This is a genomic window from Micrococcaceae bacterium Sec5.1 (genome assembly GCA_039636795.1).
GTDB lineage: Bacteria > Actinomycetota > Actinomycetes > Actinomycetales > Micrococcaceae > Arthrobacter.
This window is the reverse complement of sequence record CP143430.1, coordinates 1,569,347-1,586,062: the sequence shown is the minus strand read 5'-3', so window position 1 is coordinate 1,586,062 and position 16,716 is coordinate 1,569,347. Positions and strand designations below refer to the sequence as shown.

Here is a 16,716-nt window from a genome sequence, read left to right as displayed (position 1 = left end):
CTTCATGTGACTCCTGCTAATCCACGCAGGCAATGGATCCCTGTCCTCCGGACGAGGCACTGCCGTCAGCACGTACTATCAGCACTTGGATGCAAAGAGGCGATTCCGTGCCATAGGCCAGTGCATGGGGTTCCACTTCGGAACTGCTGTATTCACCGTCGAGGACGGCTGTCTTGTATCGCCACTTGTACGTGTCGCCCTTCTTGGGCTGCGGGTTCTTCCACTCGAAATCGGCGAAGTCGGGCTCGTCCGCCCTGCGCTTGCCGACCAAGCCTTCCACGTCAGGAACCCCGCCATCGCCCAGGGCGTCAACGGGCTGCTTGCTTGACGTCTCCGTGGGCGCCACTTTCGGCTGCGCCTGGGCACCCAGGACCACGCCAACCACAATGGCGACCACCAAAACCGTGGCACCGGTCGCCGCCAGCCAGAGATTGCGCTTGCCATGGTCCAGAGCGGGCGCATCGTCTTGGGACGCCGGCGATGCGCCGGCAGGTGCCTTCGAGCGCCGGACCGTTGCGCCTACGTCGTCCTGCGGACGCGAAGGCTGCCAGCCGCGGAGAACCGTCGACTCCGCCACCGCCGGTTCCCCGGCCTGTCGGTATTCCCTGATTGGCACGTGGAACTGCGGCGGGGTTTGCTGGGCCGGGTTTGACTGGGCGTGGGCCTGGCCAGGCTGTGCTGGAGCCTGGGTGGCGCCGGGAACCGTAGACGGGAAGGTCCGTGCCGGAAACGTGGGAGCCGAGCCAGTGGTAGCAGTTCCCGACGCGTCCGGATCGATCGAGGCGATGCTGCGGACGCGTGTTTCCTCGAAGTTGTCGTCAGGGTGTTGCTCGTCCCCGTGACCCGGTTCTTCAAGCACCTCGAAGGGCGTCACGGACAGGTTCAGCTCAGTCTGGATCCGCTGCAACGCCAAGGCAAAAGCGTGGGCCGACGAATAGCGGGATTCCGGGGACTTCGCCATTGACGTGGACAGGACGAGTTCCAGGGACTCTGGAACGTCGGCACGGCCGAGCCTTGGCAGGGGCGAATTGGTGATGCGGGAGATCAGTTCCCGCTGCGAGTTGTCCTGGCCGGGAAGAACAAACGGTGAACGACCCGCAAGGAGCGTGTACAGCGTGGCACCAAGCGCCCAAATGTCCACCGGAACGCCATCGACGGCCCCGCCGCGGAATTGCTCCGGCGGTGACCACGGGATGGACATTCCGGCATCGTCCTCGGTATCGGCCCCAATGGTCCCCGAAATGCCGAAGTCGGTAAGGGCGGGACGGTTGTAGTCGGTGACCAGGATGTTGGCGGGCTTAATATCCCGATGCACGATGCCGGCCCTGTGTGCGGTCTCGACGGCGGATGCCACCTGGATGCCGACGGCAAGGACCTCATCCACGCTGAAGCGCTGGCGGCGGTAGCGGACATCGAGGCTGGGCCGGGAGCAGTACTCCATGGCCAGGTAGGAATGGCCGCTCTCCGTGATTTCCGCTTCGAAAATCGTCACGATGTACGGGTGCGAGGACAACTGCGCCATCAGGTTCGCTTCGGACTCGAATCGGCGGCGTGCGCCCTCGGTCTTCAAGTCGGACAGCAGCACCTTGACGGCTACTTTACGGCGCGGCCTGTCCTGCTCGTACAGGTACACGTCAGAGAAGCCACCGGAGCCCAGCAGGCTGACGTACTTGAAACCGGGGATGGGTGGAGGCGGCGCGGGGGGCCTCTTGGAACTCAAAGAATCTCCTCGAAACGCAATGAAATGTCGTCACCCAGTTCAGCGATGTCGCCATCAAGCAGGATGGCCATCTCGTTTTGGGCCAGTCGTCGGGGTGCTTGGCCTTCTCTAATGAGCACGGTTCCGTTCGTCGCTTTGAGGTCGCACAGCATGACGTGCCAACCCTCCAAGCGAACCTCGACATGTGAGCGGGAAATGTCCCCGCCGGGGCTCTCCACCTGCAACAACTTGGGCATCGTGCCGCCTTGGACGCGGGACACTGACGGCTGCCTCCCAATGATGAGTGACTGATCCAAGTCGATCAGTTCACCCGTGGATAACCGCATCCTGCCCAAGCGGGGACGCGGGACCTGGAGGGAGTCACCGGATAGGGCGGAACCACACGTGGCGCATTGGGAGTACGTAGGCGGGTTGGCATGACCTTGGGAGCACACCCGTGCTAAAACGCTGGGACCATTGCCAGCCGCGGCATCCTTCGGTCCAACCCCGGGCACAGCACCTTGTGCGTCCTGGCTGACGATGCTGCTCTTCATGATCGTCTGCCCGTCATGATCAGCATCGCCCTCTGCGGGGACACCGTCCAAAGGCAGGTTGCCCACTGGCGCGCTGTTCGTTGGCGTGCTGTTCGTTGGCGTGCTGTTCGTTGGCGTGCTGTTCGTTGTCGTGTTGGGCCGAAGCGCGGGCATCGACGCCAAACCCGCCGGTGCCGACTCCCATCCCGCCGGAACCTGAGGCGCGGGCCTGTTGCCATTCTCTGAAGCGGGAGGGGCTGGCGGCGGAGCAATCGATTCGACCCGTTCGTCAGCTGCGGGCACTTCGCCAGGGCTTCGCAGCCAGGGAACGGACTCGATCAGTGCAGGCACATGCCCAGGACTTGATGCCGATGCTGCCGTGGGTCTTTCTAACGCCGGAGATTCTGGTGCTGGAGTTTCTGGTGCCCGAACTTCTGGTGCTCGAGATTCTGATGCCCGAGTTTGTGGCGCAGGGATATGGGCCGCCGGAGCATCGTGATCGTCAGATTCATCGTCCACGCGCACAGCTGCGTCTTCGATGTTGCGCATGACCGTCTTGTCCCACAGGTGGTCGTAGTTGGTGGTGGTCTCCAGCGAAGGAACTATGGGATCCGTGGTGCTGGTGTGGACGGGAACGCCCGAGGATTCTTCAGCGCTTTCTGGCTGTTCGGGACTCTCCGGCTCAACATGACCTTCGGGCTCTTCCGGCTGCAGGTGACCTTCGGAATGCCCGGGCGCAATAGTCAGACCCAGGTCGGCATCGGCGTAGCCAATCCTTGTTTCATCGGAAACCACTGCCAGCCCCGGAACCTTCACAGTGCCGGGTTGGAGCACCACGTCGAGGGAGGCAAGCAGAACCACGCCCTCCTCCAGCGGCAAGCCGCCGTCCGGCGTCGAGGTTTTACCAGGGTTTGAGCCTATCCGCAGGCTGTACGAATCAGCCGCGGTGAGCCGGCGCTCCGTCCAGGTAGTCACGTCGCGTCCAGAGAGCACCTCTTCCCCCGCGGACATTTTCACAACGAGTTCGAGGTCGCCGCGAAGGAACACGCGCAAGGCGTCTTTGGAGTCGATGATGCCAAAGGGCGGGATGCGACTAAGGGAAACCCCGAAAGCCTCGGTCACCTCGTGGAGGACCTCATGGGCTTCGGGCGCGGACGCGAGAAGCTCCCACACGGAATCGATCAGGGCAGGCGACGTATCCGGGCCGAGCAGCACCACAGTGCGCTGACGGACGACCCCGAACCAGTCTCCACGCTGGTATCGGGCGTGGGGCGAGCTGCTATTGCTTCCCATCCAGGCCCTCCTCCTGATCAGTTCCTGTCACCCAGGCCCTGGGGAGGGTGTCCTCCTCCACCTCGGATTCGGTCTCCGGGCGCGGCGCGGTGGTGGCGATGCCGGCGTCGTTAAGGACGTTCTTGGCGTCAACCACAATCACCGTGACGTTGTCCCGTCCGCCACTGCGCAGTGCAGCCTGGATCAAGGCATCCACTGCGTCCTGCGGATGGGCCACCGTGCTGAGGATCCGGAACAGATGGTCATCCCCCAGTTCGCCGTTCAACCCATCGGAGCAGACCATGATCCGGTCCCCCTCCTGGATGGGCAGCAACCAGAAGTCCGCCTCGGTTTCGTCGCCAGTGCCCAAAGCGCGGGTGACCACATGCCTGCGGGGATGAACGGCAGCCTGCTCGGCTGTGATGTCACCGGAGTCCACCAGCTCCTGGACTTCTGAATGGTCAACGCTGATCTGGGCGAAATGCCCTTGGCTGAGGCGATACGTCCGGGAATCCCCGATGTTCATGACCAGCCAATAGGGCACGCCCATTTGTTCCACCACCACGACGCCGGAGAGCGTGGTGCCCGCACGCCCTCCCGTGGCTTCGCGGATGCTGGCGTCGGCCTTCAACAGGCACTCCTGCAAGTCCGCCGCCGAAGCCGAACGGACCCCTGCCGCGAGGACAGGGGAACTGCCCAAGGTCCGCACACACACGCCACTGGCGATCTCGCCTGCCTCATGGCCTCCCATGCCATCGGCCACCGCGAAGACGGGATCCGAAGCTATGAAGGAGTCCTCGTTCAGCTCGCGACGCAGTCCGCGGTCCGTGCCGTATCCGTAGCTGAGTTGGAAGGCGGATCCAGCGGCGTTGGCGTCGGCGGGGCTGGCCGGCTGTGAGTTCATGCTTGTCCTAGGTGGAAGGAACGGTCCCCGAAGTGAACGGTGGAACCGGGTCTGACGAAAACTGCTTCCCCGGGCTGAAGCCGGGTCTGGAGGCCATCGGGGGTAGTGACAGCGCTGCCATTGGTTGAGTTGCGGTCTGTAACCCACACTCCATCTCGATCAACCCGGAGGTGCAAGTGGGTCTTGGAGATGGACCTTCCAGGATCCGAGACGGCCAACAACTGCTCCGCAGCTTCCCCAGGCTGGGGTGCGGGATTGCGGCCAACAAGGACGGTACTACCCAGCTCGACGTCCTGGCCGTCGTCAACACGGATGCGGAGCACGGCCTCCGCCCGGGCAGTTCCGGGGCGCATCTGCGTCCGTTCGACGTCGTCGTCCGGGTGGGCATGGGCAACGGGAGCTGGCTTTGGTATTGGGGCTGGAACCGGGTTTGCCATTGCGGTTGCCCTGGACATTGATGGCATGGGTGACACCACTGGCTGCACGGGCGGTAGCTCCACGGGCGCGAAGCTGTAGGGCCCCTGGATCCCTCCAGTAGCGACCGGATTGCGGCCCGCGTGGACGTCGAACACCAAGGACTTCGCTGCCTTGTCATGCCAGCCGCGTAGCTTGCCGTTCCTGTCCCAGGCATTGGAAACAACCACCAGGACGGCCCAAACCGCACCAAGGACCATGAGAGGGAGGGTGATCCACAGGACCAACCCAAGCAAGCCAAGGCCCAACAGCACAGCACCCAGGATTGTCCCGAGCAGAAGGAGTCCGCCTGTGAGTAGGCCACGGACAAAAACCACGCCGGCGCCCGGTGAGTAGCCATCGGCATCGGAGCTGCGGATGCCCATCAGTTGATTACCGATGGTGTTTCCGGACCGGGCTTCGATTCCGAGCAGCACAAACACGTACAGAACTGTGACACCGAGGCCGATGCTCCCCAAGAGGACCAGCAGGGAGGTGTCATAGACGATGAAGCCGTTCCGCCGGCTTTGGGTGATGCCCGCGATGCCAAGTGCGAACGTGGTTGCCAGGACGGCAACAGGTCCCAACCAGTCCAGCACTGCCGCACCCAGTCGTTTTCCTGCGGATGCCGGCACCAGCTCGAGCTGTGCAGTCATTGTGGTCCCTCCCCCTGGCCCCGGATGTACGTTTGCAGCTGCTTCACGTCCCGGCTGCATCGGTGCTATTGACGCCGGCACTACCGAGATACTACCGGGATCGGGCAGGCCTTGCCGGGTTGCGAAATCAAGGGCCGCAGCCTGGGCACGGTTGACGTTGCGTTCCTTCCGGGCTCCACGATTGGTCAGCGGCGATCCGCAATGAGTACAAAAAGCTGCGCCGGGGCGGACCGGGTGTTTGCAGGCGGGGCACAGCTCAGCTTCACTACTCATCAATGCTGCCCTTCTTCTTGAACAGGTTGCCCGCGGTGAACATGCCACCCTTCGTGGGGGCCGGGGGTGTCTGTTCCCGCCGGCGCAGCGCGGCCCTGCCATCGGAAAGCAACGACCTCGGCGAGAACCGGGCCTGCTGCCGTTTCCAGAAACCAACGCTTCCGGTGATGTCCTCAAGCGAGGAATCCACGATCTCCCAGTACTCCTTGACCTCTTCCTCGCTGGGTTGCCCCGCCCCGAAAACCGCGGCGTCAGCCCTGTGCGCCAACATCGTGGTGGTCGTCCCTGCAACAGGGAAGGCATCGGCGATGACAGTAGCCGATTCCCGCCGCGTGGACTTGGTGTCAATCGAGGCGCCCATGTCAGTGGCAAGGCTCAACACCTCGTTCCATCCACCGCCGACCCGCTGGGCGGGGTGGCCGTCACGAAAACGTGCCTTCCGGCGTCGTGATTTCAGCAGGAGGATCAGCAGCAGCGGCACGGCGAGAATCCCCAGCGGAATCATTGCCACGCCGATCGCGGCAAGCAGCGGCCCCCAGAACAGCCACGGGTTGTTTTTCTTCTCATCAGCATCCAGGGCATCCGGGGTGGAGTCCGGTGGGAGGTCCGCGGGCTCCTGCGGCGGAGGCGGCGGCTGCAGCACCTGAGGCTTGGGCTTGGACTTGTTCTCCGGGTCCGGCGGGATAGGCACATTGTCCTTGGGCGGAGTGGGATCGAACGATACCCAGCCGACGCGATCGAAGGCCACTTCCACCCACGCGTGCACGTCCTTGCCCAGGATCTTGACGTCCCCTGCACCGTTTTCCGGGCTCTTGGGATCCGGATAGAACCCCATGACAACGCGCGAAGGGATGCCCAGGTGGCGCAGCATGAGTGACATCGCCACGGCGTACTGTTCGTCATCGCCCAGCATTTGCTTGGCGGACAGCAGGCTGCGAACACGTGCCGCACTGTGACCAGGCAAGCTAGGCAACTGGCCGTCAGCCACCAGGCCGTTGCTGAACGCCCCGCTCTTCTGGAAATGGGCTTCGATCTGCCGCACCCGGTCGATGGCCGTGGGAGCGTCAGCCGAGAGCTCGTTGGCCTGCGAGGCGACAATCGGCGGTACTTCCTGGGCTTCGGGCAACGTGAGCTTGGCGAAGTCGTACTGCGTCAGCTGGCCATGTTCAAGAGTTCCCGGATCAGAAACCTGGACTGTGTAGTTGTCGCCCTTTGCCAGGCCCTTGGTGGTCACTGCCGTATCGGTGCCGGCGTTGAAGTACAGGCCGGACGCCGCCGCGGAGCTCTGCAGGAAGCTCATACCTGTGGTGTGGCGGCCGCCCGGGACGAAGTAGCCCTGGTAATCCTCGATGCTGATTTCCAGCGTGTAATTGGTTCCGGCTACAGGGCTTCCAGTATCGGCCAGCGTGTTCAGCGAACGGGCATCTCCCACCTTGCTGAAGTTGCCGGAACTGTTGGGATCCATGGTGTAGTTCAGGCCGTTAAAGGCATCCAGCGCCGCCAGTCGCACGCGTGCGTCCTTGGGTAGACCTTTCACCGTAAACAGCGTCTGGTCTTTCTCGTCCTTCACGAAATTCCGAAAGCTGGCAAGCGGCGTGATGTAGTCGCGGGGGTCGAACGGCGGAACGATCGTGTTGCGCAGTACCTTCCGGTCGTCGCTCGCAGTCACCAAAGGCGAAGCGACTGCCGTGATTCCGACGGCGGCTACAACCACGGCAGCAGCAGTCCCCAGGCGGCGAAGCTTCCCGCGGCGGGCAGCACCGGCGTCGGACTCAGCCCTGTTGGCCGAAACGGTCTTGGTGCTGCTCTGCCGGAGTGCGTCACGGCGGAACGTCGCCCAGAGGATCGAGACAATAGTCAGCGAAATGCCGCGCTCCACATTAAGGAAGCCCGCGCTGGTACTGAAGGCGATGCCAGTGACGAAAAGGACCAGGACCGGCAGCAGCGGCCAGTACGGACTCTTCAGACGCCAGGTCAACAAACCCGCAGCCAGCGCGGTGATCATTGAACTGAGGAACGGCACAATGAGCATGCCATTGGCTGTTCCCACCGGCACGCCGACCGTGAGCATGTCCTTCCACGCAAAGACGATGCCCAGGAGCAAGGTCCGCAGCGAGTCGAGGCTCGGCAGGACCCCGAGGACGGCTGAGTCCGGCACAGCCAACGCCGAACCGAACAGCATGTACGCACCGAAACCCAGTGCGGAGGTGATCAGCAGTCCCAAAGGGAGGTGCGCGTTCAGGATCGCGATACCGAGCCCCAGGAAAATGCCGCCCAGGCCGGCGATGATGTAACGCGGGTCGCCACCGAAGCTCAGGCTGAAGCCAAGCACGCCCAGGAACAGCAGGACCACCAGGGCGCCGCAGTCCACGGCAAAATGCCACAGGGGCCGGCCGTCGGCGAATACCGAGCCTGCGTTGGCACGTCTGGCGCCACTGCTGCTGTCCCTGCGGCGCGCGCGAAGATTTGGTGCGGTGCTCATGCTGCCGCCTTTCTCAGCACGATTGCCAGGTCATCGAGGTCGCCAACGGTGAGGACCGTCAGGTCTGCAATGTTGGCCCTCGACGGCGCCGCTCCAGGTTGGACGCGGACGGCCAGGCTCCGAACGCCCGGCGGAACGGACGCCGCCGCGGTGCGAAGCTGCGTTGCCGTGACGTGGCTCCCGACCACGAAGAACACCACCGATGCGTTGGGAACGGTATCCGAGAGGTTCCGGGCGAGATCGACGGCGGTCTTCCGAAGGGGTGCCCCAACAATCCTGGTCATGTCGTCCAGCAGGTTGCGGCCGGTTTCACAGCGGAGCGGTCCCTTTTGGGTCATGACGTCCAGTTCACGCTGCTCCCGGATGGCTTGTCGGCCTATGGACGCGGCAACGGAAATGGCCATTTCGAATTCGGGTTCGGAATCGTACTCGTCGGTGTTGATGGAGAGCGAAATAGCCAGGTGCGCGCGGCGCGTTTCCTCGAACTGCCGGACCATCAGTTTGTTGGTGCGGGCCGTGGTCTTCCAGTGAATGTGACGGCGATCGTCCCCGGGAACGTAGTCACGCAATGCGTGAAATGACACATCGGCGCTGGAAAGTTCCGTGGTGGGCATGCCTTCAAGGTCGCGGATGAAGCCGGCAGCCGAGCCTCCCAAGGGTACGGTGCGCGGGTGGACGAAAAGGTCCACTGGCTCAGTCCAGAGCACGCGCCGCCGCAGGAGATGGAGCGGGTCAGCACGCACGGATCGCACGGGACCGACAACAATCACAGCACGCCGTGCCGTCGGAATGGTGAAAAGGTCCTCATGTACCTGGGCAGGCTTCATGCGGGGCAAGTGGAAGACAGCGGTCGCAGCGCCCACCGGCAACTCCAACGCCGCGGGCAACAGCGGCCTGGCCGAAACGTTGGACACGGAGATGCTGCCCACTGCGTCGTCCCCCACTGCCACACGGGTGCGGGCCAGATCCAGGACCACGCCGTAGGCCGAACGGCCCACGATGAAGCCGACCGCCAACAGAAACAGCAGGAAAGCAACCATCGCGGCAGACTTCGCCTCTTGCCAACCCCAGGCCTGGCCGGCGATCCACAGCCCAATAGCCGCAGCAAGGACCACCCAGCCGAGCACACTCACCACGGAAAGGACAGGCCAAGCGAAGCGAAGCCACAGTTCCCGCACCTTGGCCCATGCCGGTGCGACAACGTCACCTGCTGTTCCCACTGCTTCAGCCCATACGGCCGAAGGATGGAGTTTGCCAGCCTTCTGGATGCCGGGTTTGCGCTGCAATGCACTGGCTACTTTGTTAAGCGTTCGCACAGCCCTATGCGCTCGCGCGTTGCTGCGGGGCCGCCACCTCGGCCAGGACACGAGTGAGCACGACCTCCGGCGTCGCGCCCGAGAATTCGGCCTCGGGATCCATGACCAGGCGGTGTGTCCAGACCACGGGAGCGAGTTCCTTAATGTCGTCCGGCAGCACAAAGTTGCGTCCCTGTCCGGCGGCCCAAACCTTCGCGGCGCGCACCATGGCCAAAGCACCACGGACGGAGACGCCAAGGCGGGTCTCGGAAGCGTTGCGCGTCTCTTCGCAGAGCCGTGAAATGTATTCCAGCACTGCAGTGTCCACGTGGGTGGTGGCGGCGAGGTCCGCCATGTCAGCCACGGCCTGGGTGGTGATGATGGGAGCGAGGTCCTTGGAACGGTCCTTCAAGTTGGCCCCACCCAGGAGCCGCACGGTGGAGGCATGGTCCGGGTAGCCTATGGATGTTTTGATCAGGAAGCGGTCCAACTGTGCCTCGGGCAGGCGGTACGTACCGGCCTGTTCAATCGGGTTCTGAGTAGCCAGGACCATGAACGGACGGCCTGCCTCGTACGTGGTGCCATCCACAGTGACGCGTGATTCCTCCATGACCTCCAGCAACGCCGATTGGGTCTTCGGCGAGGCGCGGTTGATCTCATCGGCCAGGACGATGTTGTTGAAGACCGGGCCCTTGTGGAACTCGAATTTCTGGGTCTTCTGATCGTAGATGGTCACACCCGTGACGTCCGAAGGCAGGAGGTCCGGGGTGAACTGGATGCGGTTGTGGGAACCCTGCACAGTCGCAGCCAAGGCACGGGCAAGCGAGGTCTTGCCGGTACCCGGTGCATCTTCAAACAGGACGTGGCCTTCAGCCAGCATCGCCGTGAAGGTCAGCCGGATCACGTGGTCCTTGCCCAGAACGGCCTGGCCCACGTTGGCAACGAGCTTGTCGAACGTTTCTGCAAACCACGCGGCCTGCTCGTTTGTCATGGTCATGGGGTTGAATCCTTTTCTGGGTATGACGGGTTGGGATGACGTGTTGTGGGCAATTCAGCAACCGCCGGGCCGGGGTCCGTAGAGATCCACCGTGGTGGACTTGACGAACCAGCCGTCCTTGGCACTGCCTTGGAGCCGGTACCAGGGGGTGCCGTTGCCGTAAATGTCCTTGGTGCAATTGATGGTGATCTTGCCCCAGGAGCGCTCCACCCAGCCGACGCCGCAACCGGCAGGGCTGCCCGGAGTGTAGGAGTCCGGCAGATTGGGTTTGCCTGGGCAGGTGCGGACGCTGCTGGCGTCCACCTGGATCTGTGACGCTGGCGGCGGTGGGGTGGGGTCGTCGCCGCTGGTGGAGTTGGCACTGCCTGCCGGTCCGGCCACAACAGTCACAGCCCTGACCTTCAGGTTGCGGGTGTTGTTCCAACCGCCACCGGAGGCATCAAAGCTCGTGGCCTTCCCCACGCCGTTCCAACCGCCACCATCCAGGCTGACCTCGTAGTGATCCAAGGGACGGCCGTTCATGGATGGGTTGTTCCACGTCCAGTGCACCTGACCATCGCCCTTGGCGGACTTTCCACCGTTGACGTTCGGCGCGTTGGGAGGCCCATAGGGGTTCCCCGTGCCGATTGCCTTGGCATCGCCGGACATGCCGTTCTTCACTGAAGTGGCGATGATGTTGACCACCACGTTGGTGCCGTTCGGCTGGCCACCGATGTCTCCGCCGCCCCGGCCAATCGGACCCGAACCGTAGGCGGTCTGCCAGCGGTAGGTGATCTCGTTGTCCTGCGAACCGTTGCGTTCCGCGGCGGTCAGCGGGGTGAACGTCACCCGGAGCTGTCCACTGCTGCCAGTTGCAGCGACCGAACCACTGCCCACCGTGCCGGGTTTGCCCGCAGCACGAATAGCAGCCGACTGCTGGCTGACTCCGCTGACACCGGCCTTGTTGGTAGCCGAAACAGTAAACGTGTAATCAGCCTCAGCGTTTGCCACGGTGACATTCTGCGATGTCGCGGCTACAGATTGGGAACCCACGACGGCGCCACCCCGGTAGGTGGTCAGCGTGTAGGCAGACACGGGGTCGCCATTGTTGTTGGGAGCTACCCAGCTGACCTTCAACTGGCTCTGGCTGCCTACTGATCCTGCGCCGGACACGGAGGGAGCAGCCGGTGTTGCCGGTACCCCTGCCGGAGTTTCGGCGGCCGAGTAGGGACTCCACTCCGAGGGCTCTTTGGCGTCGTTCCTGGCCAGGACGCGAACCTGGTAGGCAACGCCGTTCGTCAGGCCTTTCCAGACGTAGCTTGCACCGGTGAGGTTCTGGATCTGGGGATTCTGGCCCGCAGGAGCCGGGGAGATCTCAAGATCGTAGGACTTGATGGGCGAGCCCTTGCTGGCGGGCGGGACCCAGGCTACGGACAACTGCTTGTCGCCGAACTTGAGCGTCGGCGCCACGGGGGTGTCCGGTTTGACGTCGGGTCGAACCTCGGCAGACAGCGGCGAGCGATCGGACTCGTTGATGGCGTTGGTAGCCGTCACTGCGAAGTGGTACTTCACGTTGTTGGTCAGGCCCGTGAGCGTGCAGGTGTTGGCAGGGCAGTCCTGTTTGAAGCCGCCTTCGCCGTACACCGTGTATTTGGTGATGGGCGAACCACGGTCGGCAGGGGCATTCCAGGTCAGCAAGGCTGTTTGGTCGCCGACGCTCTGTGCAAGCGGAGTGGTCGGGGCCGCCGGTTTGTCCTTCACCGTGAGCCGGATGCGTGCTGTGGCGTACCGCGAGAGCTCCCCCGTCTTGTCCTGCACTGTGTATGCCACAACCATTGTTCCGGTGAAGCCCGTTGCCGGCGTCACCGTCACGTTTCCACCACTGGAATCCGCCGTCCCCTGGCCAGTCTCCGTTACAGCGGAGACGATCTTCAGAGGTGTATCCGGGAACGGGTTCGAATCGTTCGCCAGCGCATTGACCGTGACCGGTTTGCCAGATTGGGCATCAGGTTCCACGTCATCATTGGCAACAGGTTTAGGCCGGTTGGATGCGGACAGGGAGAGCTTGTACGTGGCTAGTGCTTCCAGCCCGCGGCGGTCCTTGGCTTTCACCTGGACTGTGCCGCTCTGGCCAATCTGCACGGAATCGTTCGCGGAAACCTTGAGTGTCTTACCGTCGACGTTCACCCGGAAACCACCGGGCGCAGCGCCCACCAGCTCGTAGCTCATGTTCTGGACGTCGTCGGCATCAGGATCCGAGGTCAGCTTCTCCAGGTCCAGGCTCGCCGAGTCCCCCTTGGGAACCTCAACCTGGCTGCCAAGCAGCGTGGGCGGATTGTTCTTATTGGGGTCCGGAAGCACCTTGGTACGGATGCTGAGCGTGGACTTCAAGCCGTTGGGATCATCAGGACCTGTTCCATCCGTGACTTCAAAGCTGATGGATCCCGGGCCCACGTATTCTGCGCCTGCGGTGTACTTGATTGCAGTACCACCATTGGCAATAGGATCGCTGCCGTCGGCCCCGATGAGCTTGATGCGGTCCGCCTGAGTGAGGCGGGGTGAACGTCCATCACGGACCTTGACCCAGTCGGCCAAATTTACGGTGACGGACTGGCCCGATACCAACTCCACCACCTCGTCCTTGGCCAACGTGGGAACCTGCTGCCCGATGCCTGGCACCCAGATAATAGCCGTGGACTTCTGTCCGTCCACGTCCTCTACGGTGTAAGGCACCAGTTGAGGCTGCTCCGTGAGGTCAACGATGACGTTGCCCTCAGATCCGGGTCGGGCCGTCTCCAACCCGGTACTGATCTTGAGATTCTCCCCCATGCCATCGGGGTCTTCGTCGTTCTTCAAGACAGGGACATCCACGGCTGTCTTCCCGAGAGTTTGCGCCGACGTCACGCGGTCGTCGCGGGCAATCGGGGCCTGCAGGGGGATATCGTTCTTGACGATCACCCTGATGCTGGCGTGGCCCACGGCGTCGCGGTCGTCGGCCACGGAATAGCGGACGTTCACGGTGCCTTCTGCAGCGGGCGCTGTAATAAGGATGCGGCCACTGGTCTTGCTCACATGGGCGTCCAAGCCGGCGTCAGCTTCAATGCCATCGGCCACGATCCGGATCAGGTCACCATCCGGATCGGTGTCGTTAGCAGTAGCATCCACGGCAATCTGCCGGCCTGGACGGACCTTGACTTCGTCATCCACCGGAGCCGGCTTCTGGTTGTCTTCACCGCGCGGCGCAACCCCGACTGTGACAGTTCCCGTGTTGACCGCTCCTTGGCGGTCAATCACCTTGTATCGGAACGTATCGGTGCCTGCGCCGTCGCCTGCCCCGACGAAATCGATGAAGTTGCTACCCGCCGTCGCGGTTCCCATGCTGGGTGTGCTGTCGATGCCGGTGAGCTGGACCGAGTCGCCGTCGGGGTCTATGCCATCCAACGGAACCGGAATGCGGACGCTGCCGCCAGCCACTACCCGCGCCGTCAGGTTCTTGGGCTGTGGGCGCGAATTCTGGGCGCCTTCCAATGGGAGGATGTGGATGGTCACTGCAGCGGCGCTCTTCTGACCCTGCGGATCCACGGCGTTGTAAATGGCGCGCACGGTCTTGGGGGCAGGACCCGCGATGAAGCGCAGCGTGTCTTCGGAAATGAATGCCTTGCCGTCTTCTTCGGCAACGGGCTGGGCCAACACCGGGTCAACAGAAAGCTTTTCGCCCTGCGGATGTGTGTCGTTGTCCAGGACAGGAATCGTGACGACGTCGTTGACGCGTACGTTCACTTCGTCGGGTTTGGGCTGGGGAGCCTCGACGACGGCGGGGGCGGGCACCGGGACGACGCCCACCGTTCCGGTGGCCGAGGCGCGGCCGTTGGACATGGTGTAGCTGAACACAAAAGGTTCCTTGGCGCCGAGGACGTCAGTGACGCGAAGGACGCTGTGGTCGATCACACTGACCGATGCCGAGGACCCGTCGGGCACGGTCACCGACTGGAGGACGAGGACTCCGCCGGAAGGATCGGAGTCATTGGCCAACGGATCAACCAACACGCTTCCACCCACAGGCAACAGGGCGACGTCATGGACAGCAACCGGGGCTCCGGCGTCCTTGCCGGACTCCACGTCCACGCGGATCAAGCCTTGGCTGCTTTGTGGTCCGTTGCTGGCGATGTAGCTCAAATACACAGGGCCGGGGGTGTTGCTGCGGAAGGTGAAGGTTCCGCCGTCGGTCACTGGGCCCAGCTCTGCCGGGCCCGCAGCCTCAACATGGGCCACGCGCAAGGCGCCGCCGTTGGGGTCAACGTCATTCTTCAACGGGGAGATCACCAGGTCCTGGCCCACCACTGCTGTGACGTGGTCCGCGTTAACCACCGGTGCGAGGGCTCCGGGCGGTTGCACGTTGACGACGACCCGGCCCGTGGTGGTGGCACGGCCGTCCCAGACGGTGATGGTGACGTTCTTTTTGCCGGGCGCTGCGCCGGAATCCTGGTACGTGAGCAACCCATCGCGGCGGACCTTGACCTGGTCTTGGTCATTGTCAGCCTTAGCGTCCAGCAGGACGAGGTCGTCGCCGTCGGGATCCATCCAGTCGGTAAGGATGTTTTGGCTAACGGACTTGCCCTGCTCCACGAGCATAGTAGTGGGCTCGGCGCGCTTGAACAGTGGGGGCTTGTTCTCTTCCGGCGCGACGACGTGCAGCGTCACCTTGCCACCAGCCGACAGGCCACGGCCGTCCGCTGCGTTGTAGTCGAAGACCTCCGTGCCGGGCTTCGCGGTGGGAGGGACCTTGATCTGGAATGCTGAGCCACCGTAAATGTTCTCCAGCGCACCCGACTTCGGGCCATTGGCGCCAACCGAGGCGGTGAGGACATCGCCGTCGGGATCTGAATCGTTGTCCAGGACGCTCAGAACGGAAGTGCGGCCGGGACGAACGCCGAACTCATCGGGTTTGGTCTCGGGCGGACGGTTCGGCTTGGTACGGTCCGGGAGGACGTTGATGGTGTTGTTGTCCGCGGATTCCTGGTCCTGGTCATCGGATTGGTTCTTGGGCGGGACAACATCGTCCCAGTTGTTCACGAGCTGCATGTTCTGGTTGACCAGCCACACGCTGCCGGAGTTGATGTCGTTGAGGACCACGAGGTCCCGGTTCACGCGGAAGACGTAGCTGGGCGATGCGCTGGCCTTGGGGACATCGTTTTTCTTGTCGTCTGCGTCGTTGTCGCAATCACGGACGTATTTGTTGGCCCCTGCCCACGCTGCGTGAACACATTTGCTGACCTGGACGGGCGCGGCGGGAACTCCCTCTCCATCCACGTTGACTGTTGCCGCCGTGGACCCGTCCAAAGGCTGCTTCAGGAGGGCTTTGCGCGTAGCGATGGCCACATAGCCGCTGTCTTCGCTGCTCTGCTGGAGCTTGGCTTCCCGGGCGTCCTGTAGCTGGAGCTTGCGGCCACCGGGGAGGAAGAGATTTCCGGACGCGGCATCCAGCACTACCGGTTTGTCGCCCACAACAGCAATCTGCAGATCACCTGCGCCCTTGAGCTCCTCCACCTTGGTTACTTCCGAGGCAGTCCGTTCGCCGTTGGCGTCCACGGTGGTGATGGTGATTTCGCCCTTGCCCGGGTCCGCCGTGTAAATGCGGTTGTCCTGTCCGACGGCCGACACCATGTTCTGCGAGCCAGTGAGGACGGGTTCGGTGGATTCTTCATCGAAGCCGTTCACGGTGGAGGGCGAAAGTGCCCACACCTTTCCACGGGCGGGGTCCGTGACTGAGAGGACGCTGGAGCCGTAGCTGACTTGCGAGGACGAGGGCAGTTGCTTGTCGCCACCCAACTTCAGGTTCGCCGCCGAGACCTGGTTGATGGTGGAGCCGGACTCATCGTCCACAAAGACGTTGCCGTCATGCTGCAGGACATCGAACGTGGTGGTTGCCGGTGTCACGGCCCCATCAAGAACCCGGGAGGGATAATTCAGGCGTCCTACGGCATTCTTGGTCTTGCTCACAACCCACACGCCGCCGTCGTTCAAATCGACCTCGGCCGTCTTGAACCCTGGATAGAGAACTGCGCCCGCTACCAGCAAGGCGCCGGCCGCAGTCACAGCAGTTGCAGATACGAGTTTCTTGTTTCGACGCTTTTTCAGCCCCAGCTTGCCGAAGAAAGATGTCACAGCCCCAA

At 63.1% G+C, this 16,716-nt stretch carries 8 protein-coding genes; all 8 read right to left on the bottom strand.

Features of this window, described 5'->3' with window-relative positions; translation table 11 throughout:
- Window positions 1–16: 16 nt before the first annotated feature.
- Genes VUN82_07335 through VUN82_07300 form a run of 8 tightly spaced genes read right to left on the bottom strand, consistent with a single transcriptional unit; the run spans window position 17 to window position 16,708 of the window.
- Entirely contained in the window at window positions 17–1,720 is a 1,704-nt protein-coding gene (locus VUN82_07335; GenBank protein ID XAS73639.1) for a protein kinase, read from the bottom strand.
- Complete coding sequence (locus VUN82_07330; protein XAS73638.1) at window positions 1,717–3,525, bottom strand: hypothetical protein; 1,809 nt, start codon at window positions 3,523–3,525, stop codon at window positions 1,717–1,719. Before VUN82_07330 ends, VUN82_07335 begins: the two co-directional genes overlap by 4 nt.
- A complete protein-coding gene (locus VUN82_07325) occupies window positions 3,512–4,408 on the bottom strand; it encodes a protein phosphatase 2C domain-containing protein (protein ID XAS73637.1) in 897 nt (298 codons plus the stop codon). Before VUN82_07325 ends, VUN82_07330 begins: the two co-directional genes overlap by 14 nt.
- A complete protein-coding gene (locus tag VUN82_07320) occupies window positions 4,405–5,790 on the bottom strand; it encodes an RDD family protein (GenBank protein ID XAS73636.1) in 1,386 nt (461 codons plus the stop codon). Before VUN82_07320 ends, VUN82_07325 begins: the two co-directional genes overlap by 4 nt.
- The gene (locus VUN82_07315) at window positions 5,783–8,272 is read right to left on the bottom strand and encodes a transglutaminase domain-containing protein (GenBank protein XAS73635.1); all 2,490 of its coding nucleotides are present in this window, start codon (window positions 8,270–8,272) and stop codon (window positions 5,783–5,785) included. Before VUN82_07315 ends, VUN82_07320 begins: the two co-directional genes overlap by 8 nt.
- Window positions 8,269–9,558: a DUF58 domain-containing protein gene (locus tag VUN82_07310; GenBank protein XAS74641.1), complete on the bottom strand. Its 1,290-nt coding sequence runs from the start codon at window positions 9,556–9,558 to the stop codon at window positions 8,269–8,271. The genes VUN82_07315 and VUN82_07310 overlap by 4 nt, the downstream gene beginning before the upstream one ends.
- Window positions 9,559–9,592: 34 nt before the next feature.
- Complete coding sequence (locus VUN82_07305; GenBank protein ID XAS73634.1) at window positions 9,593–10,564, bottom strand: MoxR family ATPase; 972 nt, start codon at window positions 10,562–10,564, stop codon at window positions 9,593–9,595.
- 54 nt (window positions 10,565–10,618) lie between these two features.
- A complete protein-coding gene (locus VUN82_07300) occupies window positions 10,619–16,708 on the bottom strand; it encodes an Ig-like domain-containing protein (protein ID XAS73633.1) in 6,090 nt (2,029 codons plus the stop codon).
- Window positions 16,709–16,716 lie beyond the last annotated feature (8 nt).

Excerpts from the sequence above, each read along its gene's own strand:
- VUN82_07330 (XAS73638.1), bottom strand. The coding sequence starts at position 3,525 with ATGGGAAGCAATAGCAGCTCGCCCCACGCCCGATACCAGCGTGGAGAC.
- VUN82_07325 (XAS73637.1), bottom strand. The coding sequence starts at position 4,408 with ATGAACTCACAGCCGGCCAGCCCCGCCGACGCCAACGCCGCTGGATCC.
- VUN82_07320 (XAS73636.1), bottom strand. The coding sequence starts at position 5,790 with ATGAGTAGTGAAGCTGAGCTGTGCCCCGCCTGCAAACACCCGGTCCGC.
- VUN82_07315 (XAS73635.1), bottom strand. The coding sequence starts at position 8,272 with ATGAGCACCGCACCAAATCTTCGCGCGCGCCGCAGGGACAGCAGCAGT.
- VUN82_07305 (XAS73634.1), bottom strand. The coding sequence starts at position 10,564 with ATGACCATGACAAACGAGCAGGCCGCGTGGTTTGCAGAAACGTTCGAC.